The organism is Streptomyces sp. QH1-20 (genome assembly GCF_041283565.1).
Taxonomy (GTDB): domain Bacteria; phylum Actinomycetota; class Actinomycetes; order Streptomycetales; family Streptomycetaceae; genus Streptomyces; species Streptomyces syringius.
Genome location: NZ_CP166299.1, coordinates 3,914,871 through 3,941,319 on the forward strand (window position 1 = coordinate 3,914,871; position 26,449 = coordinate 3,941,319).

General features: G+C 70.4%; 26 protein-coding genes. 13 read left to right on the forward strand and 13 right to left on the reverse strand.

The annotated features are described in order from the left end of the window. Positions 1–171: 171 nt before the first annotated feature. The 5 genes from AB8O64_RS17520 to AB8O64_RS17540 form a co-directional block, all read right to left on the reverse strand. Entirely contained in the window at positions 172–684 is a 513-nt protein-coding gene (locus AB8O64_RS17520; protein WP_370419940.1) for a cupin domain-containing protein, read from the reverse strand. 242 nt (positions 685–926) lie between these two features. Then, entirely contained in the window at positions 927–1,397 is a 471-nt protein-coding gene (locus tag AB8O64_RS17525; RefSeq protein WP_370419941.1) for a rodlin, read from the reverse strand. Positions 1,398–1,575: 178 nt separating this feature from the next. Beyond that, a complete protein-coding gene (locus AB8O64_RS17530; RefSeq protein WP_130878697.1) occupies positions 1,576–1,974 on the reverse strand; it encodes a rodlin in 399 nt (132 codons plus the stop codon). A 200-nt stretch (positions 1,975–2,174) separates the two neighbouring features. Then, positions 2,175–2,420: a hypothetical protein gene (locus tag AB8O64_RS17535; RefSeq protein WP_356456005.1), complete on the reverse strand. Its 246-nt coding sequence runs from the start codon at positions 2,418–2,420 to the stop codon at positions 2,175–2,177. Between the two features lie 144 nt (positions 2,421–2,564). Then, positions 2,565–3,164 (reverse strand): NADPH-dependent FMN reductase, encoded by a 600-nt coding sequence (locus AB8O64_RS17540; protein WP_370419942.1) that lies wholly within the window; start codon positions 3,162–3,164, stop codon positions 2,565–2,567. Positions 3,165–3,394: 230 nt separating this feature from the next. Here AB8O64_RS17540 and AB8O64_RS17545 point away from each other — a divergent pair, with 230 nt between their 5' ends. Together AB8O64_RS17545 and AB8O64_RS17550 are read left to right on the forward strand one after the other, a co-directional pair. Then, on the forward strand, positions 3,395–4,060 hold the full coding sequence (locus AB8O64_RS17545; protein WP_370419943.1) for a TetR/AcrR family transcriptional regulator: 666 nt from the start codon (positions 3,395–3,397) through the stop codon (positions 4,058–4,060). Positions 4,061–4,211: 151 nt separating this feature from the next. Continuing rightward, on the forward strand, positions 4,212–4,787 hold the full coding sequence (locus AB8O64_RS17550) for a TetR/AcrR family transcriptional regulator (protein ID WP_370419944.1): 576 nt from the start codon (positions 4,212–4,214) through the stop codon (positions 4,785–4,787). Here AB8O64_RS17550 and AB8O64_RS17555 read toward each other — a convergent pair. Then, positions 4,767–5,735 (reverse strand): Gfo/Idh/MocA family protein, encoded by a 969-nt coding sequence (locus tag AB8O64_RS17555; protein WP_370419945.1) that lies wholly within the window; start codon positions 5,733–5,735, stop codon positions 4,767–4,769. The genes AB8O64_RS17550 and AB8O64_RS17555 overlap by 21 nt on opposite strands. Beyond that, positions 5,735–7,153 carry an NDP-hexose 2,3-dehydratase family protein gene (locus tag AB8O64_RS17560; protein WP_370419946.1) on the reverse strand — a complete coding sequence of 473 codons (1,419 nt, stop codon included), beginning with the start codon at positions 7,151–7,153 and terminating at the stop codon, positions 5,735–5,737. Before AB8O64_RS17560 ends, AB8O64_RS17555 begins: the two co-directional genes overlap by 1 nt. Before the next feature lie 311 nt (positions 7,154–7,464). Here AB8O64_RS17560 and AB8O64_RS17565 point away from each other — a divergent pair, with 311 nt between their 5' ends. Further along, positions 7,465–8,163 (forward strand): ScbR family autoregulator-binding transcription factor, encoded by a 699-nt coding sequence (locus AB8O64_RS17565; protein ID WP_370419947.1) that lies wholly within the window; start codon positions 7,465–7,467, stop codon positions 8,161–8,163. Positions 8,164–8,213: 50 nt separating this feature from the next. Here AB8O64_RS17565 and AB8O64_RS17570 read toward each other — a convergent pair whose 3' ends face one another. The 3 genes from AB8O64_RS17570 to AB8O64_RS17580 form a co-directional block, all read right to left on the reverse strand. Beyond that, a complete protein-coding gene (locus AB8O64_RS17570) occupies positions 8,214–8,936 on the reverse strand; it encodes a ScbR family autoregulator-binding transcription factor (protein ID WP_370419948.1) in 723 nt (240 codons plus the stop codon). A 171-nt stretch (positions 8,937–9,107) separates the two neighbouring features. Further along, entirely contained in the window at positions 9,108–9,899 is a 792-nt protein-coding gene (locus AB8O64_RS17575) for an SDR family NAD(P)-dependent oxidoreductase (protein ID WP_370419949.1), read from the reverse strand. Next, positions 9,896–10,642 (reverse strand): HAD family phosphatase, encoded by a 747-nt coding sequence (locus AB8O64_RS17580; protein ID WP_370419950.1) that lies wholly within the window; start codon positions 10,640–10,642, stop codon positions 9,896–9,898. Before AB8O64_RS17580 ends, AB8O64_RS17575 begins: the two co-directional genes overlap by 4 nt. A 231-nt stretch (positions 10,643–10,873) precedes the next feature. Here AB8O64_RS17580 and AB8O64_RS17585 point away from each other — a divergent pair, with 231 nt between their 5' ends. Beyond that, positions 10,874–11,938 carry a ScbA/BarX family gamma-butyrolactone biosynthesis protein gene (locus AB8O64_RS17585; protein ID WP_370419951.1) on the forward strand — a complete coding sequence of 355 codons (1,065 nt, stop codon included), beginning with the start codon at positions 10,874–10,876 and terminating at the stop codon, positions 11,936–11,938. 42 nt (positions 11,939–11,980) lie between these two features. Here the strand turns inward: AB8O64_RS17585 and AB8O64_RS17590 are convergent, their stop codons facing one another. Continuing rightward, positions 11,981–13,270: an alpha/beta hydrolase gene (locus AB8O64_RS17590; RefSeq protein ID WP_370419952.1), complete on the reverse strand. Its 1,290-nt coding sequence runs from the start codon at positions 13,268–13,270 to the stop codon at positions 11,981–11,983. Between the two features lie 246 nt (positions 13,271–13,516). Between AB8O64_RS17590 and AB8O64_RS17595 the strand changes: the two genes are divergently transcribed. From AB8O64_RS17595 to AB8O64_RS17605, 3 genes are all read left to right on the forward strand, one after another. Continuing rightward, a complete protein-coding gene (locus AB8O64_RS17595; protein ID WP_370419953.1) occupies positions 13,517–14,059 on the forward strand; it encodes a GNAT family N-acetyltransferase in 543 nt (180 codons plus the stop codon). A 139-nt stretch (positions 14,060–14,198) separates the two neighbouring features. Next, positions 14,199–15,641, forward strand: coding sequence for a carotenoid oxygenase family protein (locus AB8O64_RS17600; protein WP_370419954.1), 1,443 nt, complete (start codon positions 14,199–14,201; stop codon positions 15,639–15,641). 244 nt (positions 15,642–15,885) lie between these two features. Further along, the gene (locus AB8O64_RS17605) at positions 15,886–17,361 is read left to right on the forward strand and encodes a VWA domain-containing protein (protein ID WP_370419955.1); all 1,476 of its coding nucleotides are present in this window, start codon (positions 15,886–15,888) and stop codon (positions 17,359–17,361) included. Positions 17,362–17,442: 81 nt separating this feature from the next. On the opposite strand, the gene AB8O64_RS17610 is transcribed toward AB8O64_RS17605, so the two are convergent. After that, on the reverse strand, positions 17,443–18,558 hold the full coding sequence (locus AB8O64_RS17610; protein WP_370419956.1) for an amidinotransferase: 1,116 nt from the start codon (positions 18,556–18,558) through the stop codon (positions 17,443–17,445). 207 nt (positions 18,559–18,765) lie between these two features. Between AB8O64_RS17610 and AB8O64_RS17615 the strand changes: the two genes are divergently transcribed. The 5 genes from AB8O64_RS17615 to AB8O64_RS17635 all read left to right on the forward strand — a co-directional run bounded on the left by AB8O64_RS17615 (position 18,766) and on the right by AB8O64_RS17635 (position 22,214). Further along, positions 18,766–19,017 (forward strand): hypothetical protein, encoded by a 252-nt coding sequence (locus tag AB8O64_RS17615; RefSeq protein WP_365392876.1) that lies wholly within the window; start codon positions 18,766–18,768, stop codon positions 19,015–19,017. Next, positions 19,005–19,262, forward strand: a complete 258-nt coding sequence (locus AB8O64_RS17620; RefSeq protein ID WP_356455973.1) for a hypothetical protein — start codon at positions 19,005–19,007, stop codon at positions 19,260–19,262. The genes AB8O64_RS17615 and AB8O64_RS17620 overlap by 13 nt, the downstream gene beginning before the upstream one ends. A 134-nt stretch (positions 19,263–19,396) precedes the next feature. Then, positions 19,397–21,118, forward strand: coding sequence for a methionine--tRNA ligase (gene metG, locus AB8O64_RS17625; protein ID WP_365377646.1), 1,722 nt, complete (start codon positions 19,397–19,399; stop codon positions 21,116–21,118). A gap of 152 nt (positions 21,119–21,270) precedes the next feature. After that, positions 21,271–21,642, forward strand: coding sequence for a DNA-binding response regulator (locus tag AB8O64_RS17630; RefSeq protein ID WP_370419957.1), 372 nt, complete (start codon positions 21,271–21,273; stop codon positions 21,640–21,642). An 11-nt stretch (positions 21,643–21,653) separates the two neighbouring features. Continuing rightward, the gene (locus AB8O64_RS17635) at positions 21,654–22,214 is read left to right on the forward strand and encodes a DinB family protein (RefSeq protein WP_370419958.1); all 561 of its coding nucleotides are present in this window, start codon (positions 21,654–21,656) and stop codon (positions 22,212–22,214) included. A 124-nt stretch (positions 22,215–22,338) separates the two neighbouring features. On the opposite strand, the gene aspS is transcribed toward AB8O64_RS17635, so the two are convergent. Then, the gene (gene aspS / locus AB8O64_RS17640; protein ID WP_370419959.1) at positions 22,339–24,120 is read right to left on the reverse strand and encodes an aspartate--tRNA ligase; all 1,782 of its coding nucleotides are present in this window, start codon (positions 24,118–24,120) and stop codon (positions 22,339–22,341) included. A 159-nt stretch (positions 24,121–24,279) separates the two neighbouring features. Between aspS and AB8O64_RS17645 the strand changes: the two genes are divergently transcribed. Beyond that, positions 24,280–26,445 carry a SpoIIE family protein phosphatase gene (locus tag AB8O64_RS17645; protein ID WP_356459034.1) on the forward strand — a complete coding sequence of 722 codons (2,166 nt, stop codon included), beginning with the start codon at positions 24,280–24,282 and terminating at the stop codon, positions 26,443–26,445. Positions 26,446–26,449: the final 4 nt, after the last annotated feature.

Here is a 26,449-nt window from a genome sequence, read left to right on the forward strand (position 1 = left end):
ATCCGCTGCCGTTGTGCCCGGCCGGCGGAGCGAGGTCTGACGCACAAAGCCTGTGAAGCGGTACGAAGCGCGCCCGAAGCGTGCGAAGCGATCCCCCCGCCGGACCGCTGCGACCGTAACACCCCAGGTAGAACAGGCCTCCCAGCGCCTCGGCGGTGATTGCCGGGGGATCTAGCGGGTACCCGCGGCACGGGTCTCGCGCCAGAGGGGGCTGTCGACGTAGTGGTTGTCGAAGCGCTCCGAGGACGCCTTGATCTCCTCGACGCTCGCCTCGCCCTTGTTGACCCGGTCGAGCAGCCGGTAGTACTCGAAGCGGTCCATGCCCGGGGTGAAGACGAGCAGGGCGTCGGCGGAGGAGCCGGGGGCGGGGGCGAAGGCGTGGGGCGTGCCCGGGGGGACGGCGAGGAAGTCGTTCTTCTCCAGGACGACGACGCGGTCGTCGATGAGGACCTGGAGGGCGCCGTCGAGGACGAAGAACATCTCGGTGGCCCGGGTGTGGAAGTGCGGGGGCGCGCCCGCGACGCCCTCGTCGAGGATGGTGCGGTTGGTGGTCACCGCGCCGCCGGTGCGGTCGGAGTCGGCGATGAGGGTGATCAGGCTGCCGGGGGCGTCGGCGGTGACCTCCGCGTCGGCCTCCCGGACGAGGACGACGTCGTCGGGGCGGGGGAACTCGGTGCCGCTCATGGGGGGTGCTCCTCAGGGGGAATCGTGCGTGGGGTTCGCCGCTCGCTTGCTGTCCGCGGCTTCACGACTACGAATCTAGGCCCCAAGGCGACCGGCCCCATGGTGCATTTCACTGCCAGAATCATGGGTCAATTTCCTCGTCGACCCCGGACCGCGCAGCAGGCCGGGCCCGCACACACGACGGAGCCGCCCCCGGGTGAACCCGGGGGCGGCTCCGCGAGGTGCCGGTGATGTCAGGAAGGTCAGTGGTGGCCGTGCTCGTCGGGGTGACGCTCGCCGCGGTGCTTGCCGCGTCCCTCGTGGTGGTCGTGGTGGTCGGCGCGGTTGCCGGAACCGTTGCCCGAGAGGATCGGGAGCTCGTCCAGGATGTGCGACAGCGGGTCGTCGCCGTCGTTGATCGTGGAGTTCTCGGTGCACATCTGCTGCTGCTGCGAGGACAGGATCGGGATGTCCTGGAGGCCGATGTTGAGCAGGCCGATGAGCGACTGGGCGCCCAGCTTCCCGATACCGATGCAGGGCTTGTTGAGGGAGCCGTTGATCAGGCCCATCTGCGGGCTCATGTAGCCGCCCGTGTAGGTGTTGCCGTACATCTGCGCGGCGCCGTTGGCGTTGGCGACATCCTGGCCGTCGTTGCCGATCGCCATCGCGGGGCCGGCCAGGGTACCGACCGCTGAAACCGACATCGCGGCCGTGGCCACTACCTTCTTGATCACGTTTATTCCTTCGCTCTGGTCCACGAATTACGACAGCTACCTGTGCAACTCGTGAAAAGGCGGGGAGGTTATTCCACTTCACCCGTTCGGCCGAGCCGATTTCCGGCACAGGAAAAGCCCCCTGCGGCGGGGCCCGCACACCCGCCGCAGGGGGATTTCACCACTCTCGGTACGTCGGTCAGTGACCGTTCGCCGAGCCGTTGCCCGAGAGCACCGGGATCTCGCTGATGAGGTGCGAGAGCTGGTCGTCGCCGTCGCTGATCGTCGAGTTGTCGGTGCACTGCTGCTGCTGCTGCGAGGTGAGGATCGGGATGTCCTGGACGCCGATGTTGATCAGCGCGAGGATCGACTGGACACCGATCTTGCCGATGCCGAGGCACGGCTTGTTGAGCGTGCCCTGGATCAGGCTCATCTGCGGGCTTTCCTTGCCCCCGGTCTTGGTGTTGCCGTAACCGGTCTTCGCAGCGTTGCCGTTGGCGACGTCACCACGATCGTCGCCGATCGCCATCGCGGGGCTGGTCATGGCGCCGACGGCGGAAGCCGTCACCGCGGCCGTGGCGAGAACCTTCTTGAGCACGTCTATGCCTTTCGATCGTGTAGCGCCCCCACTGGGAAAGCGTTCTGAATAACTGCGCTCTTTCCCGGAGGTTCCGGGCTTTCACTCATTCGCGCCATTCAGATCACTACAGATCGCACCGCCGGCCGATATCTGTCGGCCCGACGGCGGAAAAATAGGGCCGAAATCATCGGTCTAACCGGATGATCGGGCCCGCTGAATCATCGGGTACGCCGACGATAGGCAAATATGCTGGACAGCGTCACATAGCGGTACTGCCCGCCGCGCTCACTGCGCAGCTCGCCCCGGTCGACCAGGTGCGACACCGTCCACGGGGAGAGGCCGAGCATGGACGCGGCCGTCCGCACCGGGACGCTCAAACCGTCGAAGACATGGGGGACGGGCTCGTCCAGGGCGTAGTCGTACCGGCTGTAGTCGTACTGTGCGGCGGCAAGGTGTCGTGCCATGCGGACTCGCACCGTCCCCTCGGTCAGAAGTGTTGTTCTCAGATGCCGTACGACTCAGGTGTGTACGGGCTCATGCGTGTACGGATTCGCGTACTGCGGCGCGGGCGCGGGCTCCGGTGGATACGGGCCGGCCGCCGCGGCGACTCAGATGTCGTACGGGCGCTCGGACTTGGCGTGCCGCAGGGCGTGGGCCCACCAGGTCAGTTGGTCGAGCAGGACGGTGGCGGCGGCGCCCGGGCCTTCGGGGTCCTTGAGGCGGCCGTTGTCGTCGAAGAGGTCCCACGCGTTGTGGAAGCTGACCGTGTCGCGGGTGGTGACCGCGTGCAGCTCGGCGAAGACCAACCGCAGGTGCTCCACCGCGCGCAGCCCGCCCGCGAGGCCGCCGTAGGAGACGAAGGCGACCGGTTTCGCGTGGAACTGGGGGTTGTGCCAGTCGATCGCGTTCTTCAGGGCCGCGGGGTAGCTGTGGTTGTACTCGGGCGTCACGACGACGAAGGCGTCCGCCGCGTCCAGCCGCGGGGTCAGCCTGCCGAGCGCCTCGATGGTCTCCGGCGGCGGGCTCGGGCACGGGGCCGCGGCGCCCAGCGCCACCTCCGCGAGGTCGATCAGGTCGACGTCGAACTCGGGCCGTCGACGTGCACGGTCCGCGAACCAGTCGGCGATGGTCGGGCCGAGCCGGCCCTCGCGCACGCTGCCGATGATGACGGCTAACCGCAATGGGCCATCGGTCGGGCTACCGGACACGGGCGTCTCCTCGCATGAGTACGCATGGGTGATGAGTGAGCGAGCCAACCGCGTCGGCCGGTCCGCCGACGCCCCCCTGCGCACCGGCCGTTGACTTACTTGCCGCCGGGTTGGTGCGCATATTCGGAAGATTAGACAGCCACTAACCGGGCGTCAAGTACGTTATTCTCCTCGTCTTGCCACCAGCAAGATCGCGGTCCCCGGACCCGCCCGAGCGAAGGGAACAGCCGATGGGGAGCACACCACGACCTCGCCGTAGCAACACCCGCCAGCACATCCAGGAGGTGGCCCGCGACTTCTTCATGGAGCGGGGGTACGAGAAGACCTCCCTGCGGGAGATCGCGGACGAGCTGGGCGTCACCAAGGCAGCGCTGTACTACCACTTCCGCACCAAGGAGGACATACTTGTCAGTCTGTTTTCCGATGTCGGCATCGCACTCGACGAGCTGATCTTCTGGGGCCGTCAGCAGCCGCGATCACTGGCCGTCAAGCGGGAGTTGCTGGACCGCAGCAGCGTGATCTTCAGCGGTGCCGCACCGCTGTTCAACGTCCTCAACGCGAACCAGGCGACGCTCAGCGACCTGAGCGTCGGACAGGACTTCAAGGACCGGGTGACCGCGCTCTCCGAGCTGCTCCAGGAGCCGGACAGCAGCGTCGCCGCCAAGGTCCGCTGCGTCACCGCGCTGCTCACCCTGCACTACGGCACGTTCGCCATCCAGCACATCGAGGGCGACCCCGAGGAGAAGCGGCTGGCCCTGCTCGCCGGCGCCACCGAACTGCTCGCCGCCGCCTACCCCACGGACCCTTCGGAGGCCACGTCCCCCTCGGATCCCCGGGCGTCAACACGCGACGCCGCGTCAGTCGCCGTGCCGAACCCGGAGCCGACCGCTCCATAGGTACCCCGGGACGGTGGTGGTGAGCTCCGCGCCTCCGCGGGGGCCGGTTCCTGCGCCATGATCTCTCCACAGCACGCATGCCAAGCGCCCGGCCCGGTTACTTGCTGGCCGACGGGCTAGATAGGTCCGACGAACGCAGGAGAGAGAGCCCATGGGCAGCACCCCCCAGGCGCGCAGGAGCGACACCCGCGAGCGCATCCAGAGCACGGCCCTGGAACTCTTCGTTTCGCAGGGGTACGAGAAGACCTCGCTACGCGAGATCGCCGAGGCGCTCAGCGTCACCAAGGCCGCGCTGTACTACCACTTCAAGACGAAGGAGGACATCCTCACCGCGATCTCCGACGAGCTCGGCCGCCCGGTCGACGAGCTCATCGCCTGGGGCAAGGCCCAACCCCCCACCCTGGAGACCAAGCGGGAGCTGCTCGCCCGCTACAGCTCGGCCCTGCGCGAGGCCGCCCCGCTCTACAGCATCCTGCAGGAGAACCAGGCGGCGCTGCGCGAACTGGGCGTGGGCCGCAAGCTCACCGAACGGGTGATCACCATCTCCCAGTTGATGCACGCGGGTGACGCCCCCCTCGCTCATCAGGTGCGCCTTTCCAGCGCGCTGTTGACGGTCCACTTCGGGGCGTTCACCACGGCCAGGCTGGAGGGCGACGCCGAGACCAAGCGCAAGGCCCTGCTCGACGTCGGCCTGGAGATCCTGGACTCAACCCGCGACGACGGCTGACGCGCGGATCGCGTCCAGCAGCGCGGCCTGCGCCCGGCACGCGCGGTCCGGTCCCGGGCTCCCCGTGCGCACCGCGGCGACGAACGCGGCGAGGGTGGCCGCCACTTGGTCCTCCGCCTCCAGGCGTCGCTCCTCGGTACCGGTGGCCCGCTCGACGCGCAGCAGCGGGCTGTGGTCCGCGGGCGGGGTGAAGGCCCGGTCGACGATGATCCGGCCCTCGCTGCCCGCCAGCTCGTAGGTGTTGCGGTAGGAGTGGTCCATGCCGAAGGTCAGCTGTGCGGCGACCCCCTCCGGGGTGGCCAGCAGCGCGGTTCCGGCGGTGTCCACCTCGCGCCCGGCGCCCGTGGTGAGCTGGGCGCCGATGAGCTCCAGACGGTCGCCCAGCAGGTGCAGGGCCGCGCGCACCGGATAGATCCCGATGTCCCACAGGGCCCCGCCGCCGAGGTCGCGGCGGTAGCGGATGTCGTCCTCGGGCAGCCGGGGGACGGTGAACGTGGCGTGCAGGGCCCGCAGTTCCCCGATCGCGCCGTCGCGCACCAGCCGTGCCACGACCGTGTGCTGGGAGTGATGGACGAACATGACGTTCTCCATCAGGACCAGCCCACGGTCACGGGCGAGGTCGAACAGCTCCCCGGTCCGGGCGGCGTCCGTGGTCAGCGGCTTCTCCGCGAGCACGTGCTTGCCCGCCAGCAGCGCCTTCTCGGCCCACTCGGCGTGCAGGGCGGGCGGCAGCGGTACGTAGACGGCGTCGACGTCGTCCCGTTCGAGGAGCTCGGCGTAGCCGTGGACGGCGGTGCCGCCGAACCTGGCGGCCGTCTCCGCCGCCTTGGCCGCGTCCCGGCTGGCGACCGCGGCCACCTCGGTGTCGGGGCCGGCGGCCATGGCGGGCAGCATCCTGCGGCGGGCGAATTCGGCGCAGCCCAGGGTGCCGAAGCGCAGCGGGGTCATCAGGCACCCACCGCCGTCGGCAGGGCTCCCGCGTTGAGACAGGCGAGCAGGGTGCGGGCCTGGACGTTCACGTAGTGGCCGTGCCGGACGAGCGAGGTGAGCTGGCCGGGGGTGACCCAGAGGTAGCCCGGCGGGGCCTCCCGCGGCGCCTCCCGCTCGTCGGCCTCGACGAGGAGGTAGCGGCTCTCGGCGTTGAGGAAGCGGCCGCCCTCCTCGGAGTGAATGGCCTCGTAGCGGATCCGGGCGGGGTCGGCGTTCAGGACGAGGTCGAGGAAGGGCGGCCGGTCCTGCTCCGCCAGGTGCGCGTAGTTGCCGGGGGTGCACTGCACGGTGGGGGCGAGTTCGACGGTGTCGAGGAAACCGCCCTCCACGCGCGCGTGGGCGAGCACGTGCGGCACCCCGCCGAAGGTGCGGGTCACGAACGCCGTCACGCCGAGCCCGACGGGTTCGAACAGTGGTTGGGTCCAGCGGCTCACCTCACGGCTGCCGGCCTGGACGGACACGGCGACGACGCGGAAGAAGCGCCCCTCGTCGTGCTCGATGGCGCTCTCGCCGCGGGTCCAGCCGGGGACGGTGTTCAGCGGCACCGTCGCGGCGACCACGTCGTGCCGGGAGCGCTCGGTGGTGAACCAGGACAGCAGCTCGCTGTCGGAGTGCAGGGCCCCGGCGTGGCGGTCGGCGAACGGGAGGCAGGCGAGGACCGTGCGGGAATCCATGTTGACGACGTTGTCCCGGTGGAGCAGCTCGGCGATCTGGCCGAGGGTGAGCCAGCAGAAGTCGTCCAGCAGTTCCACCTCGCCGACCGCTTCGACGATCACGTTGCGGTTGGACTTCCGGAAGAACCACGCGCCGTGCTCGGACTGGAGGGCGTCGGCCAGCACCCGGCCCCGGTCGGGTCGGACGAAGTAGTCGATGTACTTCACGTCCGCGCCTCGGTGGACCTTGGTGTAGTTGCTGCGGGTCGCCTGCACGGTCGGCGAGAGCTGGAGCAGCTCGCGGTTGCCGGGCTCCATCTTGGCCTGCATCAGGAAGTGCAGGACCCCGTCGAACTCCTTGGCGAGGATGCCCAGGATGCCCACCTCGGGCTGCCGGATGACCGGCTGCTGCCAGCTCCCGTAGGGGCTCGGGCCGCCGGTGACCTTCAGCCCCTCGACGGTGAAGAACCGGCCGCTGCGATGGGTGAGGTTTCCGGTGCCGTCCTGGAACGACCAGCCGTCCAGGTCCGCGAAGGGGATCCGGTCGACCTGGAAGGCGTGGGCCCGGCCTCGACCGGCAAGCCAGCCGGCGAAGTCCTCGGTGCGCAGCCGCGCGCCCTCGGTCGTCGCGGCCGAGCGGGCGAGCCGGTCCGGCAGCGCGGCATCCCGCCGCGGCCGCAGCCGGAAGCGGTCGGTGGGCGGCTCGGCGCGGTGCGACGGCATGCGGTGACTCCCTGATACCTCGGTACGGGCCGGTGCGCCCCGGCACCGGGGCGCCCCACGGCGGACGCTAACAAACCGCCACCTGCTCGGCGGGAGCCTCGGCGACACGTCCGTAAAGGCGAGGGAAACCCCTCAACCTGCCCGCCGGGCAAGGGTGTCGGCTTGCGCCCGCCCGTGCCCCTGAGGCAAAGGCGCTTCGCCGGTGATCGAGGGCGCATTACAATACCGACAGGTTGGTTTTGGAGTTCACTGTTCGCGGCCGGACCGCCTTCGTCGTCCGGCCGTCCCTGACGACCCGGCAGAGGTAGCACGTGGCAAAGCAGGAGAGGGCCGAACGAACCCGCGGCGCGTTACTGACCGCGGCGGCGGACGTGTTCGATCACGTCGGATACGAGCGCGCGTCGCTCAACGCGATCAGCGAGGCGGCGGGGGTGACCAAGGGAGCGCTGTCCTTCCACTTCGCCACCAAGGCGGACCTGGCCCGCGCGGTGCAGTCGACAGCCTGTTCCTCGTCCCGCGAGGCACTGACCGCCCTCGACCACGCCTGCCCGCCGACGCTCCAGACCGTGATCGACATGACGCACGTCCTGGCGCATCTGCTCGAACACCATGTGGTCGTCCGGGCCGGTATCCGGCTCTCCCGCGAGCTCGACTACGCACCGGACGCCGCCTACGACTGCACCGTGCTGTGGCGGGAGTTGCTGGAGGACGTGCTGCGCCGGGCGGAGGGTGATCACGCCCTGGCCCCGGGCCATGACCCGCGCACCCTCACGGCCCTGGCCCTGACCATGGCCACCGGCACCGAACTGCTGGTCCGCACCCCACCCGGCCCGGACGCGCCCTGCTCGGCGGACGGCCCCCGCGACACCGGCCGCGACTGGCTCGCGCAGTTCTGGCAGCTCGTGCTCCCCGGGGTGGCGGCGCCCGGCGGGCTCCGCCCGACGGGCACGCTGGGCCCCTGCCGGGTCCCCGCGTCGCCCTACGACCTGCCCCGGGCGGGCGGGCTCTAGGGCCTGTCCGGGCACCCGCCCGCCGGCGGGCGCCCCGGCCGCGGTGCCGCTCAGGCGACGCCGACCGGGGTGGCCGTCCGCTCGGCCTCGGCGGCCTCCGCGGCCGCCTCGCGCACCTTGGCCTCGCGCAGCCGCTCGGCCTCGGCCAGGGCACGGGCACCGCGCCCCGGGGCCATGTCGAGCCGGGCCAGCACCGAGGGCACCACCACGCTGGGCATCACGTGCTCGTAGAGCACGCTGGCCCGGCGCTCGAGATCGGCGCGGTTGTTGATCGCCTGCGACATCGTGTTTATGCCGGCGTACGCCCCGACGATCAACTCGGCGGTATCGGCGGGCACCACGTGCGGCAGCACCTCGCCCCGCTCCAGGCCCTCGACCAGCACCTGGGTGTGCAACTGCGTCCAGCCGTTGAACGGGCCGCTGCGGTTCAGGCTCGTCGAGCCGTGCTCCAGGGTGAGGCGGACGCTGCCGCGCAGCAGCGCGTCATCGGCCAGCCGGTGGGCGAAGAGCATGCCCATGTCCACCATCTCCTGCATCTTGGACTTGCCGGGCAGGTCGGGCATGGGCGGGGCCTGGGTCACCTGCGCGTCGATGACGGCGAGGGCCAGCTCTTCCTTCGAGGTGAAGTGGAAGTACAGCGCGCCCTTGGTGACCTCGGCCCGCGCCAGGATCTCCGTGATCGTGGCTGCGTCGTAGCCCTTCTGGTCGAACACCACCGCGGCCGCTTCCAGGATGTTCTGCCGAGTCCTGATCGCACGGTCCTGCTTTGCCACGGTGTGCCTCCGAATCAGTAAGTCGCCCGCACCGCGTCCCGGCGGTGTGGGGCGAGACGCGTGTCCCGCATGCCGCTCATCGCCCCCCTGAAAACCAAACCGGCAAGTACGTAATGCTATCAACTCCGGGGCCACGACCGGGCCGAGCGAGCGAGCGGGGACGCACCAGACTCACACCATTGTGAAGCCCCCGTCCACCGGCATGGTCGCACCGGTCACGAAAGAGGCCCGGTCGCTGAGGAGCCAGGCGGCCGCCTCGGCGACCTCCTCCGGCGCGGCGGTCCGGGGCTGTGGCGTCGCCGCGTGCAGGGCCTCCTCCATCCCCGGGTTCTTCGCGAACCAGTCCTCGACGACCTCGCTGCGCGTGGTGCCCGGGGCCACCGCGTTCACCCGGATGCCGGAGGCCGCGTACTCCGCGGCGGCGGCCTTGGTCAGACCGATCACGGCGTGCTTGGAGGCCACGTACGGGGCGGCCACCGGGGTGGCCAGCAGACCGCCGACGCTGCTGGTGTTGACGATGGCGCCACCGGTGCCGGCGTCGAGCATGACGGCGATCTCGTCGCGGAGGAAGTTCCACACGCCGCGCACGTTGATGTCCATGATGCGGTCGTAGACGTCGTCGTCCATGAGGTGCAGGGGCGTGCGCCCCTCGCCGTAGCCGGCGTTGTTGAAGGCCACGTCCAGCCGTCCGTAGCGCTCGACGGCGAACGCGACGGCCCGCAAGGTCTCCGCGCGGCGGGTCACGTCCGCCGCCACATGGGCGGCCTCGGCGCCCTGCGCGCGCAGCTCGGCCGCGAGGTCGCGGAGCCGCTCCTCGCGGCGGGCGGTCAGCACGACCGTGGCGCCCTCCCGGGCGAACACCCGTGCCGCCGCGGCCCCGATGCCGCTGCTGGCGCCCGTGATCAGCGCGACCTTGCCGCGCAGGAGCCCGCCGGCCCCGTCCGTCCTGTGGTCACCGGTCATCGCGGGAGCCCTTCCGTCTCGTGTGTGGTGGTGGCCGGCGACGTCCAGAGCGTCCCGGCGGCGGCCTCGGTGTCGAGAGCGCGCAGCAGCGGCTCGTCGATGGCCGGGAGGGAGTCGACGATGTGCCGGACCCCCGCCGCGCGCATCAACTCGCCCTGGAAGCCGTGGGCGAAGTGGGGCGGGTGGCCGATGAAGGCCGTGCCGAGCGAGCGTGCCGCCTCCGCGACGCGGGCCACGTCGTCGATGAACAGCGCCTCGTCGTGTTCGAGCCCGAAGACGTCGGTGACGATCTCGTGGACGCCTGGCCGGAAGTCGTTCGTACAGACATAGCCGGGGCCGTCGAACAGATCGGCGAACTCCCCGAGGTGGCGCTGGAAATGACCGGCGTCGAGGCCGCCGTAGCAGACGGTGCGCAGCCCGAGGGCGCGCAGCCGCCGCAGCAAGTCCACGGCCCCGTCGAGGAGGTGGAGCGGATGCTGTTCGAGGTAGGCGGCCCGCTCCTCGAAATAGACCTCCAGGACCTTCTCCGGGGTCCACGGCACACCCGCCATCGCACCCAACGCCCGCGCGGCGACGAGACGGGGCTGGGAGAACACGGCACTCTCGACATCGGCGGTGTAGCGCCCGCCCCGGCTGGTGACGAACTGATGGATCACCGGGCTGAAGGTGTCGTTGAGCAGGACGCCGTCGATATTGACGGCGGCCAGCCTTAAGTGACGCAGCGGTTCGGCTGTACGGGTCATGGGGTCCTCCGGAAGTGGACGGCGAGGGGGCTGACCGGCCCGAATAAAACCGTCCAGTACGAATGTAAACAAGCGAGAGCTAGGTCACACGGGAGCTGAGGGATCCTCAACTACCTCGTATGGTAGAGAAGCGAGCAGGTGGAAATAAAACCGGCCAGTACGTATCTTCCCATTCCTTCCGTTCCCGTTCCGAGGCCACTCGGCCGCGCAGCACTTGATCCAGGGGGAGCCATGTCCCAGACCTCCGTACCCGCACCGATCACGCCGAGCGAGCCGCGGTTGACCACCACGGTGCCACGGGAGTTCGTCCACCGGGCGGCCGTCGCGGAGGTGCTGCTGACGGGCTGGCGCCGGGTGGACGAGCTGCGGTTCCAGGTCTCGGCCCAATGGCCGCGCGGGCACAGCTTCTTCACCCCCGTCCATGACACCCGGCACGGTGCGCGGCACGACCCGATGCTCATCGCGGAGACGGTCCGGCAGATCGGATCACTGCTCGCGCACGCGGAGTTCGACGTCCCCCTCGGGCACCAGTTCCTCATGTGGAGCCTGGACTACACGGCCCGCCCCGAGCGGCTCGGGGTCGGATTCGCTCCGGCGGAGCTGGAGTTGGACGTGACGTGCTCCCAAGTGCGCCGTCGGGGCGGGGCGTTCGCCGGAATGCGCTACGACGTGGTCTTACGCCGGGACGGCCTGCTCGCCGCGACCGGCGGCGCCGGCTTCACCTGCACCTCGCCCGAGGTCTACCGCAGACTGCGGGGGCCCCGGCTGCCCGGGCCCCCCACCACCCTGGGCTCACCCGTCTTCCCCCAGCACGTCGGCCGGGCATCGGCCTTCGACGTCGTCCTCTCGGCCGCCGACGCGGACGGCTGCGGAAGCTGCGGACGGCCCGTCGAGCCCCTGCGCGCGGGGCCCCGCCGCTCCGGCCGCTGGCAATTGCGCGCCGACATACGGCACCCGATCCTCTTCGACCACCCCGTCGACCACATCCCGGGCATGGTCCTGCTGGAAGCGGCCCGCCAGGCGGCCATGGCCCTCGACCCCGGCTCGGCCGTCAGCCCCACGGCCCTCACCAGCGCCTTCCACCGCTACGCCGAGCTGAGCAGCCCCTGCTGGATCGCGGCCGAGCGCGGCGAGGCGGACGCCGCGGGCTCCACCGTCACCCACGTCAGCGGCCACCAGGACGACGAGCTGCTGTTCACCTGCGCCATCACGACGGCGGCAGCGGCGCAGACGGCGATACCGCGGGAGGACGCGAGAACCGAGGAACCGATACCGCAGACCGTGTCGCTGAACTGAGGCGGGCCGAGCGCCGCCCCTCCCCTGTCGCCCCCTTGCTTCCTACTCCTGCTCGTCCTCGTTCCTCTTGGCGTCGTCCTGCGTGACCGGCGCCGGGTCCTTCTTGTCGGAGTCCTTCTTGACGGGGTCGCGCCGGTCCGACGGCTTGCGGTTGTCGACGACGTCCTGCGGGAAGGTCAGCTGCTCGCCCATCCACTTCATCGCCGGCTGGATCTCCCGCCGCCAGGTCGTGAAGTGATGGCTGCCCTCCGGCAGGATGATGCTCGCCTTGGTCATGGGCGGCCTGATCGCTTCGAGGAACTTCTTGGTGTCCTTGAAGTTCTTCTCGCCCTTCTCACTGCTGGCCACGAGCACCGACGCACGCGGAATCGGCATGTTCTCCAGCCGCCAGATCAGATCGTGCTCGCGCTGACGCTGCTTGCCCTTCTCACCGCTGCCGAAGAGATTGCCGGTGGTGGGATCGTTCTTGATCCTGTAGTCGGGGGAGAGCGCCGCCGCCGTCGGATAGACATCCGGCGCCCGCATCGCCAGCTCCAGGGCGCAGGTGCCGCCCGAGGAATAGCCGAGCGCGCCCCAGGCGCTGGCGTCACGGCCGACCCGGTAGCTGCTGCGCAGGGCCTCGGGCAGATCCTTGGTGAAGAACGTCTCGGCCTGCGGACCGTCCGGCACATCCACGCACTCGGTGTCGCGCGGCGGCGCGATGGTCGGCGAGACCATCACGATCACGGTCGGCTGGAGCTGCTTCTCCGCCTGCAACTTGGCCGCGGTCTGCGGCACTTGGAGGTGCTGGGCGAGACTCACGGTGCCACCGGGGTAGCCGCTGATGGCCACCATCACGGGGAAGCGCTGGCGCTCGTACTGCTTCTGGAAGTACTGCGGCGGCAGATAGACGAAGGCCGGGTTGATCACGTTCGACCGGCGGCCGATGATGCGCACGGACTGCACCTTGCCGACCTGGTCCTCGGGGCCCTTCGGGAGCCCGTGCACCTTGTCCAGCCCGTTCGGGCCGGTGGGCTGCACCAGCCCGCCCTTGGTGGCCCCGACCGTGCCGTACCCGCCGTTCTTGCTGAAGCCGGTGACGTTCACGGGCGACTTGTCGACCCGCCCGAGCAGCTGGTTCCACGAGGAGTAGAAGGGCCCCATGCTGATGTTCACCGCGAGGGCCAGCACGGCCGTGAGCGACAGCTGCGTCAGCACGATGGCGCCGAGCCGCCCCAGCACCGGCAGCGGTCCGCGCCCGGCGAGCCGGGGCCACAGCCAGACCATCAGCGCCACACACAACACGGCCGCGAACGCCACCGCATACAAGAGCGACCGACTGGTCAGGCCCATGTGCCCCTCAACTCCCTGCCCCCGTGGTGGGTACTCATGTTCGGTCGAGCCATGTTCACCGAAGAAGAGGCGGGAACGGGTGGAAAAGGTTGCCCTGCACCCATTTCTTACCCAGCTCTTGTCCTGCCCGTGGTCTGCCCGACCCATGCCGTTCCCTGCGCCGCCACGGAAAACGACAGCCCGCCACACCCGGTTACCCCGGTCCCCGCGCGGGTGGCCGTGGGCCGCACTGGGCAGGAAGGTCGCATGGGCGACGTCTTCTTGCGCAGGTTGAGCCGCTGGCAGGCCGATCAGTACCGCGAGCAGCTCGCGGATCTGCACGGCTCGGCGTACGACGAACCCCCGGGCGAGGCGTTCGACGGCCGCTCCCGGTTCATGGACCGGCTGGCGGAGCACGCCGCGCTGCCGGGTTTCGACCTCGTCGTCGCCGACGACGGCGGGCCGGTCGGCTGCGCGTACGGATTCCCGGTGACGCGGGACGGAGCCCACTGGCGGGGATTCGTGGGACCCGTCCCCGAGGAGCTGGAGGAGCTGACGGCCGCCGGCCGGGTCTTCGCCGTCGCCGAGCTGATGGTCCTGCCGCGGCGCCGGCGCCGCGGCATCGGCAAGCGGCTGCACGACCGGTTGCTGTCGGGGACGGGCGCGGCGCTGGCCGCCGGGTTCCTCGCGCCGGGCACGGAGGCGGCGCGGGCGGCCTGCCGCGCCTGGGGCTGGCAGGCCGTCGGGCGGATCCGGCCGCCCGCGCCGGAGCCCGAGCTGTTGGTGGTCACGCGCCCCCTGCGCCGGTGACACCGTATGGCGGCAGATGACAATGCATGACCGCCGATAGCGTCAGATGACGGGATCAGGGTGAGGAGACTGGCCGAACCGGCCCTTCCGCTGGATGGTGGAAGAACGGCCGCGCGGGGGCGGGCCGTTGGAGGGCGGCATGACCGACGAGCGCGGGGCCAAGGGCCGTAAAAGCACAGCACGCAAGGGCGAGGGCGACACCGGAAGCGCGACGGGGGGTTCCTTGCGAAGGGTCGCCCAGGACGCCCTCGGCAATCCGTATCTCAGCGGCCACTTCGCACCCGTCCACGATGAGATCATCGCTGTCGACCTGCCGGTGACCGGCCGCATCCCGGAGTCCCTGCGCGGCCGGTATCTCCGCAACGGCCCCAATCCGCTGAGCGTCGAGCGGCCGGCCGCCCATTACTGGTTCAGCGGCGAGGGCATGGTGCACGGCGTGCGGCTGCGTGACGGCCGTGCCGAGTGGTACCGCAACCGCTGGGTGCGCTCCGACGCGGTCGCCGGGCGGCTCGGCGAGAAGCTGCTGCACGGGCCGCGCCATCTGGACATGGACTTCGCGCCCAACACCCACATCCTGAACTTCGCCGGGCACTACCTCGCGCTCGTCGAGGGCGGCGCGCTGCCGTACGAGCTGGACGACGAGCTGTTCACGATCGGCCCGTTCGACTTCCACGGCACCCTGCCCGGCGGCCTCGCCGCGCACGCCGTCGTCGAACCGGCCACCGGCGAGCTGCACGCGGTGGCCTACTGCTGGGCCTGGCCGTATGTGCAGTACCTCGTGGCCGGGGTCGACGGCTGCGTCCGCCGCCGGGTCGACATCCCGGTGCCGGGCCGCCCGATGATGCACGACTTCTCCCTCACCGAACGGCACGTCGTGCTGTACGACCTGCCGGTCGTCTTCACCCCCCACACGGGCCGGCCGGCCGCCGGTTTCCCGTACGCCTGGGACCCCGGCCGCGCCGCCCGGCTGGGTGTGCTCCCCCGCGACGGCGGGCCGGCGGACGTCCGCTGGCTGGAGATCGACCCCTGCTTCGTCCTGCACCCCATGAACGCCTACGAGCGCGACGGCATCATCACCCTCCACCTCGTCCGCTACGACCGCCTCTTCGACGGGCCCCGGCCGGGCCCGGGCGAGCGGCCCGCGTATCTGGAGCGCTGGACCGTCGACCCGGTGGCCGGCCGGGTCCGGCGGCTGCGGATCGACGACCGCGCGGTGGAGTTCCCGCGCGTCGACCCGCGCCGCCTCACGGCCCGCCACCGCTTCGGCTACGCCGTGGCGGAGGCGGCGGGGTACGGCGTGCCGGCCGGGCTGGTCAAGTACGACCTGGAGCGCGGCACGAGCGAGGAGTACCGCGTCGCCCCGGGCGGCGACATCGGCGAGGCCGTGTTCGTACCGTCGCGGCCGGGGGCGGCGGAGGACGACGGCTGGCTGATGTCCTACGCCTTCGACGCGGAGCGCGGCGCCACGGACCTGGTCGTGCTGGCCGCCCAGGACATCGCGGCGGGGCCGGTGGCCCGGATCCATCTGCCGGTGCGGGTGCCGCTCGGGCTGCACGGCAACTGGATCCCGGACGCGGTGTGATGCACCGATGATGTGGTGGTCGGACCGCCTGACGGTATGAGTGCGGAAGCGACGGGTAACGACCTTTGAGACCACTGGGACGTAGCAGATGCGCTCCCTGAGGGTGGCGCACGAAACGGCTCGCGAGGGTCGAACACGCCGGGCAGGGCTTGACGGCTAGCCTTACGTAGCCGTCCCGCCCTGGGACTTATCACCCCACTACGGACATTTCATCGCACCCGAGACACGTGAAGGACTTCTCCACATGGGCATTCGGAGTCTGCTGAGGAACGCGTTCGGCCGGTCCAGGAAGGCCGATCGCGACGAACCGAGCCTGCCCCAGCAGAACGCGGGGCCGGACACCGTCGACAGTGCCGGGGCCGCCGAGTCCGTATCCGCCACCGTGCCCGCACCGGCGGCCGAGGTGAACCCGGCACAGGCGCCGGTGGCGGACACGATCGCGAAGCCGCGGGTCTCCACGGAGGAGATCGGGGCGACCGAGGAGTTCCACCCGGCGGCCACGCCCCCGGTACTGCCGACGCAGCCGCTTCCGGCGCAGCCGGTGAAGAGGGAGCCGGTCGTCGCGGAGACGGTCGAGGCCGAGCCCGTCGTCGGGGAGACGGTCGAGGCCGAGCCGATCACCGCGGAAACGGCCGCCGCTGAGCCGCTCGCCGCTGAGGCAGTTGTCGCTGAGCCCGTCGCGTCCCCCGTCACGGCCGAGCGCGTTCCCGACCCGGGGCCGCTCGATCCGATCCCGGGCCCGGTTCCCACGCCCGACCCGCGCCCGCAGCCGGAGCCCCAACCGACTCCGATGCCGTCGCCCAAGCCGATCCCGCAGCCGGAGCCGGTCCCCACCCCGGAGCCCGACCCGATGCCCGAGCCCGCCCCGGGCCCGGAGCCGACGCCCACCCCGGAACCGGCCCCCGGCCCGACACCGGAGCCCGCACCGGCATTGACGACGGCTCTGACGACGGCTCCCGTGACAGCTCCCGCGCCGGCTCCGACGTCGGAGCCGGCCGCCGCCCCGGCCATCTCCCTGGAGAAGATCCAGCAGTCCGCGCCCGGGCTGGTCAGCCTCTACAAGGCGGCGTCCGCCTCCCTGGAGAAGCAGGGCCTCACCGGCCAGCGGGCGGCCGTCTACCTGGTCCTCGACCGCTCCGGCTCCATGCGGAACTACTACAAGGACGGCACGGTCCAGCACCTCGCCGAGCAGGCCCTCGGCCTCTCCGCGAACCTCGACGACGACGGCACGGTCCCCGTCGTCTTCTTCTCCACCGACGTCGACGGCACGGCCGACCTCGACCTCACCAACTACGCGGGCCGGGTGCAGGAATTGCACGACGGCCTCGGCCACATGGGCCGTACGAACTACCACTGGGCCATCGAGGCCGTGGTCGCGCACTACGAGAAGTCCGGCGCCAAGGACCCCGCCTTCGTCATCTTCCAGACCGACGGCGCCCCCACCAGCAAGGCCGCCGCCGAACGCGCCCTGTGCGCGGCGGCGAAGCTCCCGATCTTCTGGCAGTTCGTCGGCTTCGGCGACCCCGAGGCCCGCGGCTTCGACTTCCTCCGCAAGCTGGACGACCTGGCCGTCCCGGAGAAGCGCGTCATCGACAACGCGGGCTTCTTCCACGCGGGCCGCGACCCCCGCGCCCTGACGGACGCGGGTCTCTACAAGGAGCTCATGGTCGAGTTCCCGGAGTGGCTGATCGAGGCCCGGGCAGCCGGGATCGTCGACTAGACGCCCGCCGGACGGTGGCGGCCCTGTCGCATCGGCGGCGAGGCCGCGCCACCGCTCGGACGACGACGACCGGCGGGCCGGTCAGTCGACGTACGACTCCAGCGTGCCGCGCCGTCGGACATCGAGCGTCGCGCAGTGGAACGAGCCGCCGAACGGCGCGTAGTGCAGCAGGTCGCACGGGATCGGCTCGAAGCCCCATCCTTCGAGCGCGCGCAGCATGCCGGTGTGATGCCGCTCCGCGATCACCCGTCGTTCGTCGATCATCAGCACGTTCATGTTGAGCCACTTGCCGCACATCGAGGTGGCTTTCAGCAGATGCCCGTCGAGCGGCTCGGGCTCGGGGGCGATCAGGACGTCCCATGAGCGCAGCACGTCGGGCAGGCGGTCGACGTCGATGTACTCGGGGTTGACCAGCACCTTGCCGGGCGCGAGCAGGAGGAACGTCGTGTCGATGTGCATGGGCGTGCGGCAGCGGCTCTCGACCTCGTGGATGCGGTAGCCCGGCCCGAGATGGCGGCGCAGCCACTCGATGCCCATGCGATTGGTGACATTGCTTCTCGTCACGAACAGATCGCGGCCCGCGCGCACGAAATCCGCGGCGTCGAACACCGGCTCGAACTCGGTGAGGATGTAGCGCATGGGCTCATCGGCCCCGGGGATACGGAAATCCTTCTCGAACAGGGCGTCGGTGAGCTGGGGCCTGGGCGCCGCCGTCCAGCGTGCTCCGCGCCGGAAGTAGTCCTTGAGGACCTCGCGGTAGGAGTGGGTCTCGAAATACCGGCACGGCCATGCCATCGGGGTCTCGATGATCTCGTCACCGATCACGAGCATGCTGTCGCGCGGGCAGGAGTTGCAGAAACCGCGCGAGGACCAGTCGGGGGTGCCGAAGCGGCGCCGGTGGTCGACCACGTCCGGGCGCCTGACCGTGACGTCGAGGGACTCCAGGAGCGCGATGAACTGGTCCAGCTCCTGCTGCGCCCGTTCGACCATCACGCGCGGATAGGTGAACCCGGCGGCGAGCCCCTGCAGTCGCGCCCCCCAGGGCGGGAGATTGCAGGCGACGACCGGATGGTCCGAGGGGATCGTCGCGCCTTCCAGACGCCCGACGATGATCTCCTCCAGCGGGTCCCACTCGTTGTGCGAGTTGACCGGCGGGAGGGGGGCCTCCGGAAAGCCGGGCTTCTCCGCTGTCGCCACGCTTCACCACCTTCCCTCACCGGAAATGGTGACTCATTGTATCTTCAACAGCACCTGACGTGACAGGGAAGGGCTGGACCCACACCCCCGCGGCGACAACTCACCACGTCGCGCGACGGGTTGCCGACCGGCCCCGTCCCCCGCACCAACGCCGCGTACCCCCTTCGTCACTGATCAGGCCCCGTCTCAGTGGGCATCTATAAGGGCGTGAGCAATGAGAACCCCCCGCCCGTCACCGCTCCCACTCCCGTCACCTACGTCGTGGACACCCGCACCGACCGTCTCGGCCAGGTCATGGACCGGCACGCCGGCCACCTACAGCTACGTCCTCCCCAAGGCGGGCTCGAGTGGGACTGCCCGCCCGAGTGCGCCCGGCCCGCCTCCGAGGTGGAGGTGCGGCGGACCCGTACCGCGACACGGACACCGGACCGCAAGACGGAAAGCAGGTGGGGGCTTTGAGCACACGCAGCGTCTTCACATTCGGGGACTGGACCCTGCAGCCGGACATGGAGCCGGACGCGGAGCCCGTCACCTACGCCATGCAGTGCGCGGTGTGCGAGGAGAGCTCGGAGCCCGGTGAGGACGTCGGCGAGGCGCAGGGCTGGACGTTCCGGCACGCGGGACGGAATCCGTCGCACCACACCTACCGGGAGATGATCGTCAGGCCCTGGCGGGCCTGGATGGCACGGCCCCCCGGGGCCTGAGCACCCGGCGTACCCAGGAAGAACGCCCGACACAGAGCCGACATAAATGCCGCGCGGCTGCCCCCTGGCACTCGGATACGCTAAAGGTGCCCGTAAAAACAGCATCAGCCGCATCGACCAGGGAGCAGCCGGCAATGGCTCGACACCTCATCACCAGCGCCCTTCCGTATATCAACGGGATCAAGCACCTGGGCAACATGGTGGGGTCCATGCTCCCGGCGGACGTGTACGCACGGTTCCTCCGCCAGACCGGCCGCGAGACGCTGTACATCTGCGCCACCGACGAGCACGGGACCCCGGCCGAGCTGGGCGCCAAGGAGCTCGGCCTGCCCGTGGACGCCTTCTGCGCCCAGCAGCACGACGCGCAGAAGGCGATCTACGAGGGCTTCGGGCTGTCCTTCGACTACTTCGGCCGCAGCTCCTCCCCGGAGAACCGGGAGATCACCCAGCACTTCGCGCGTCAGCTGCAGAAGAACGGGTTCATCGAGGAGCGCTCGATCCGCCAGGTCTACTCCCTGGCCGACGGCCGCTTCCTGCCCGACCGCTACATCGTCGGCACCTGCCCGCACTGCGGCTACGACAAGGCCCGCGGCGACCAGTGCGAGAACTGCACCCGGGTCCTGGACCCCACGGACCTGATCGACGCCCGTTCGGCGATCAGCGGCAGCAGCGAGCTGGAGGTCCGGGAGACCAAGCACCTCTTCCTCCTGCAGTCCAAGCTCCAGGGCGAGGTCGAGGCGTGGATCGACGAGCACGGCAAGGACTGGCCGATCCTGGCCTCCTCGATCGCCCGCAAGTGGCTGACCGAGGGCCTGAACGACCGCGCGATCACCCGTGACCTGGACTGGGGCGTCCCGGTCCCGGCCGACACCTGGCCGGAGCTGGCGGCCGAGGGCAAGGTCTTCTACGTCTGGTTCGACGCCCCGATCGAGTACATCGGCGCGACGAAGGAGTGGGCGGACCAGGACCCGGAGAACCGCGACTGGAAGTCCTGGTGGTACGAGGCGACGGACGTCCGCTACACCCAGTTCATGGGCAAGGACAACGTCCCCTTCCACACGGTGATGTTCCCGGCCACCCAGCTCGGCACCCGCGAGCCGTGGAAGAAGGTCGACTACGTCAAGGCCTTCAACTGGCTGAACTACTACGGCGGCAAGTTCTCCACGTCCCAGAAGCGCGGCGTCTTCACGCACGACGCCCTGGAGCTGCTGCCCGCCGACTACTGGCGCTACTTCATGATGGCCAACGCCCCCGAGTCGGACGACACGTCGTTCACCTGGGAGCTGTTCTCGGCCACCGTGAACAAGGACCTCGCCGACGTCCTGGGCAACTTCGTCAACCGCGTCCTGTCCTTCTCGAAGAAGCGCTTCGGCGAGGAGGTCCCGGCCGGTGCCGAGGCGGGCGAGGCCGAGGCCACCCTGGGCCGGGAGATCGCCCAGCTGCTCCAGGAGTACGAGGAGCACATGGAGGCCATGCAGTTCCGCAAGGCGGCGCAGGCGCTGCGTGCCCTGTGGAGCGCGGGCAACTCCTACCTGGAGACCAAGGCCCCCTGGCTGGAGATCAAGACCGACCCGGACGCCGCGGCTCTGACGCTGCGCACGGCGATGAACCTGATCCACCTGTACTCGATCGTCTCCGAGCCGTTCATCCCGGCCTCGGCCGCCGCCATGCGGAGCGCGTTCGCGCTGACCGATGACACGGCCACGTGGGTCTCGCGCGACGAGGCGGCGTCCCTGTCGTCCGTCCCGGTGGGTACGCCGTTCACGGTGCCGCCGGTGCTGTTCGCGAAGATCACGGAGGAGGACCTGGAGTCCTACCGTGAGCGCTTCGGCGGCGGGGACGACAGCGCAGCCTGAGCCGCTTCGAGGGGCCCGGGACCGTGCTTCCGCACGGTCCCGGGCCCCTCGTGCGTCCACGGCGCGGCCGCGTTGATCGATCGGCAATCGTTTGTTCAGCGCGCCCCGGGAAGCTGAAGGCGTTGGATTCGCGGGGGAGACGAGGAAGAACCGTGTTGTACGAGAAACGCATCACCGTGAACGTCCATGCCGGCGACGAGCTGACCCGCGCCCGCCTCGCCCGACGGCTCCGCCCGCTGCCCGGGGTCGACGTGGTCCGCGAGGGCGGCGAGGTCGACATCCTGTTCCTGGGCCGCGACGAGGAGAGCGCGGGCGCTGAGCTGCACCGGCTGACCCGGGACGGGCGGGCACCGGTCGTGGTCGTCGCCGAGGAGCTGGGCGAGACGGAGCTGATGGCGATCGCCGAGTACGGGGTGGCGTCCGTGCTGTGGGGCGAGCGGCTGACGGCGGGGCGGCTCTCGCGGGCCGTGCACAACGCGGCAGGATGCTGCCCGCGCCTCCCGGTCCTCACCGCACTTGTGTGAGTCTGATCGTCATGTCGATCTCCACCAGGCCCATCCCGCCGCTGAACGCCGACGAACGCTCCACGCTGGAGGGCTGGCTCGACTTCCACCGAGCCACCCTCGCCCACAAATGCGCCGGACTGACCGACGAGCAGGCCCGCGAGGCCTCGGTCCGACCCTCCGAACTGACCCTGACCGGCCTCGTCCAGCACATGGCCGAGGTGGAGCGGACGTGGTTCCGCCGCATACTCACCGGGGAGAAGGTGGCGAGGGCCTACGGCACCGACGACACCCCCCTGGGCCCCGAGGACCTCGGCGAGGTACGTGACGTCGCCCTCGAGGTCGCCGAGGACGCCACGCTCGCCGGGGCGCTCGCCGATTGGCAGGCCGAGATCGAGCTGGCCAGGGCCAACTGCGCGCCGCTCTCCCTGGACGCCACCTGCACCTTCCCCTGGGTCCCCGTCGCCGGCGAGCTGTCCGGGGCCCCCGTGTCGCTGCGCTGGATCTATCTGCACATGATCGAGGAGTACGCGCGCCACAACGGACACGCCGATCTGCTGCGCGAACGCGTCGACGGCACGACCGGCTGGTAAGAACCGAAGAGCGTCCGGAGGACCGGCCTCCACCCGGCCCTCCGGGCACAGACGAGGGGCCCGGAACCACATCGGCGGTTCCGGGCCCCTCGTGTGTGCCTGTCCGGTCACCCGGTCGGAGCGGCTACTTCGCGTCCTTCACCTGCGGCTTGCGCAGCGACAGGTGGAGCTCCTTCATACGGGACTCGTCCACCTCGCTCGGGGCGCCCATGAGCAGGTCCTGGGCGTTGCCGTTGAGCGGGAAGGCGATGGTCTCGCGGATGTTGGGCTCGTCGGCCAGCAGCATCACGATGCGGTCGACGCCCGGGGCGATGCCGCCGTGCGGCGGGGCGCCGAACTTGAACGCGCGCAGCATGCCGCCGAACTCGCGCTCGACGTCCTCGTTCGAGTAACCGGCGATCTCGAAGGCCTTGTACATGACCTCGGGCTCGTGGTTGCGGATGGCGCCGGAGGACAGCTCGGTGCCGTTGCAGACGATGTCGTACTGCCAGGCCAGGATGTCCAGCGGGTCCATCGTGTTCAGCGCCTCCAGGCCACCCTGCGGCATGGAGAACGGGTTGTGCGAGAACTCGATCGCGCCGGTGTCCTCGTTCTTCTCGAACATCGGGAAGTCGACGATCCAGCAGAAGCGGAAGACGTTCTCCTCGAAGTGGCCGGCGCGCTTGGCGGCCTCGACGCGGACCGCGCCCATGATCTTGGAGACCTCGTCGAACTCGCCCGCGCCGAAGAAGACGGCGTGGCCGGGGGCCAGGTCCAGGGCCTCGGTGAGGGCCTTGATGTCGTCCTCGGTGAGGAACTTGGCGATCGGACCGGACAGGTCCAGCTTTCCGGCGTCTCCGCCCACCCGGACCCAGGCCAGGCCCTTGGCGCCCTGCTCGACGGCGTACTCGCCGAGGCCGTCGAAGAACTTGCGGGACTGGCCCGCGGTGTCCGGCACGGCCAGCGCGCGGACGTGCTTGCCGGCGAAGGCCTTGAAGCCGCTGTCGGCAAAGACACCGGAGACGTCGACCAGCTCCAGCTTGGCGCGCAGGTCCGGCTTGTCGGAGCCGTACTTCAGCATCGCCTCGCGGAAGGGGATCCGCGGGAAGGGGGAGGTGACGTGGCGGCCGTTGCCGAACTCCTCGAAGAGGTCGGTCATGACCTTCTCGATGACCTGGAAGACGTCCTCCTGCTCGACGAAGGACATCTCGACGTCGAGCTGGTAGAACTCGCCCGGCGAGCGGTCCGCGCGGGCGTCCTCGTCGCGGAAGCAGGGCGCGATCTGGAAGTAGCGGTCGAAGCCCGCGATCATCAGCAGCTGCTTGAACTGCTGGGGCGCCTGCGGCAGGGCGTAGAACTTGCCGGCGTGCAGCCGGGAGGGGACCAGGAAGTCGCGCGCGCCCTCGGGGGAGGTGGCGGACAGGATCGGGGTCGCCATCTCGTTGAAGCCGAGGGCGGTCATCTTCTGGCGCATCGAGGCGATGACGGCGGAGCGCAGCATGATGTTGCGGTGCATGCGCTCACGGCGGAGGTCCAGGAAGCGGTACTCCAGGCGCCGCTCCTCGTTCACCCCGTCGTCGGTGTTGATCGTGAAGGGCAGCGGCTCGGCGGTGCCCAGCACCTCGACCGCCGCGACCTCGACCTCGATCTCACCGGTGGGCAGCTCGGGGTTGACGTTGTCCGCGCCACGGCCGACGACCTTGCCGTCGATGCGGACGACGGTCTCCTTGGTGAGGTGGCTCAGGGCCTCGTTCGCCGCGGTGCCCGGACGGGCGACGAGCTGCACCAGACCGTGGTGGTCGCGCAGATCGATGAAGAGGATGCCGCCCAGGTCGCGCCGATTGTGCAGCCAGCCGCTCAGTCGCACGTCGGTGTCGACGTCAGCCGCACGGAGCTCGCCGCAGGTGTGGGACCGGTACCGATGCATCGTTCATCCAAGTCGTTGGTCGAGGGGGTTGATCGAAGCTGGCGTTGCACTGGGTTAGCGTGCACACAGCACGTGTGCAAGGGTACTGCCCCACCTGCCCTCGGTCGTCGTCCATTCTCAGACCTGCATAAAGCTGGCGGACCCGCTTAAAGTGGGGCAATGCGCACCGAGGACGTACTGGCAGCCGTGGCGACCGGCCTGTGGCACTGGGACAACGCCTCGCGCATCGCCACCTTCGACGCCGAGGCCGCCCGTCTGCTGGGCCTGCCGGCGGAGCGCGTCGAGCTGACCGAGTCGGCGGCCCGCGCCCGGTTCCACGCCGTGGACTGGGTCGAGATCATGGGCATCATCAATCTGGCCGTGGCCGAGGGCACCCTCGCCGAGGCCCGGCTGCGCGTGGTCGACGACGTGGGGCGGGTGCTGCGGACGGTGCGCAGCCGCTCCCGGCCGGTGGCGGGCGAGAAGGACTACATGCTGGTCGGGACCGTTCAGGAGGTCCCCGAGGCCCAGCCCGGCACCTCCGCCGTCCGGGCCCAGGTGACGGGAGACTGGCGGCGCAACCGCGAGGCCTTCCTGCTGGACGCGGGCCGGGCCCTGGCCGAGGCCCGGTCGACGGCCGAGGTGCTGCGGGTGGCGGCGGGCCTGTCGATGCCCGGCTTCGTACCGTCGGGACTGGCGGTCTTCAGCGCCGAGGGCAACCGGGTGAAGGTCATCGGCCACCAGGGCTACGGCCCGGGCGAGGCGGAGCCCTTCCTGGATCTGCCGATGGACGCGGCCTACCCGGCCGCCGAGGTCATCCGCACCGGCCGCGCGATCTATCTGCCCAGCCCCGACGACTACGAGCGCCGCTTCCCCGAGGCCTGGAAGCAGGTCGCGCACTTCGGCCGCCAGTCCTGGGCCTTCCTGCCGCTGATCAACGCGGGTCACTCGATCGGCGCCTGGATGGCCGGGTTCTCCATCCCGGTCAGCTTCACCCCCGACGAGCGGTCCGTGCTCACCACCGTCGCCCGGATGCTCGCCCAGGCCCTCAGCCGGGCCAGCCTCCACGAGTCGGAGCGCGAGCTGACCGTCGGCCTCCAGCGCTCGATGATGCCGACCGTCCAGCCGGACATCCCCGGTATGAAGGTGGCCGCCCGGTACGTGCCGACCGGCGGCGGCCTGGAGGTGGGCGGCGACTGGTACGACATGATCCCGCTGCCCTCGGGGCGGATCGCCCTGGTCATCGGGGACGTCCAGGGGCACGACGTACGGGCCGCGGGGCTGATGGGGCAGCTGCGGATCGCGCTGCGCGCGTACGCCTCCGAGGGCCACCACCCGGACGCGGTCCTCTCCCGGGCCTCGCGCTTCCTCTCGGGCGTCAACGACACCGAGTCCGAGGACACCGACCCGCGCTTCGCCACCTGCCTCTACATCGAGGTCGACCCCGCCACCGGGCTCCTCGACATCGCCCGCGCCGGGCATCCCGAGCCCGCGATCCGTCTCAGCGACGGCACGGTGCTCGTCCGGCCCACGGCGGGCGGCCTGCCGCTCGGCATCGTCCCCGACACGGACTACCCCACCACCCGGCTCGTCCTCGAACCCGGCGAGACGATGATGGTCTGCACGGACGGGCTCATCGAGACCGGCGGCCACGATCTGGAGACCGGCTGGAGCAGGCTGCGCGAGGTCATCGAGGGCTATCCGCTGGACGGCCGGAACGAGGGTGCCGGTGATCTGGAACAGCTCGCCGACGCCCTCGTCCAGGCCGTCCACGGCCCGCCCTCCCACTACACCACCGGCCCCCTGGTCGACCGGCGCGAGGACGACATCGCCGTGCTCCTGCTCTCCCGGGAGGCCCCCGCCCCCGTCGGGACCGGCCTCGTCACGCTCCCGCACCCGGCCCGCCGCATGGTCCTGACCATCGCCCAGGCCGAACCGGAACGCATCGCGGAGTGCCGGCACCAGCTCGGCGAGCTCATGCACGACTGGCGCGACGCGGACCAGATCGACTCGGCGGTGCTGATGGTCTCCGAGATGGTCACCAACGTCCTGGTCCACACGGACGGGGACGCGCTGCTGGTCGCGGAGATAACGGGCGAGCAGGGCGAGCGCTGTCTGCGCGTCGAGGTCGAGGACGGCAGCGACGAGCTGCCGCACCGCCGCCACCCGGGCGAGATGGCGTCCTCCGGGCGCGGTCTGGTGCTGATGGAGCTGCTCGCGAGCGCGTGGGGCGTCGACCCCCGGGGCGAGGGCAAGAACATCTGGTTCGAGCTGTTCGAGGCGGCCGGAGCCTCGGGAACGCACGGCACGCTGCTGACGCCGGAGGGGCTGGCGGAGGTGACGTGAGGGT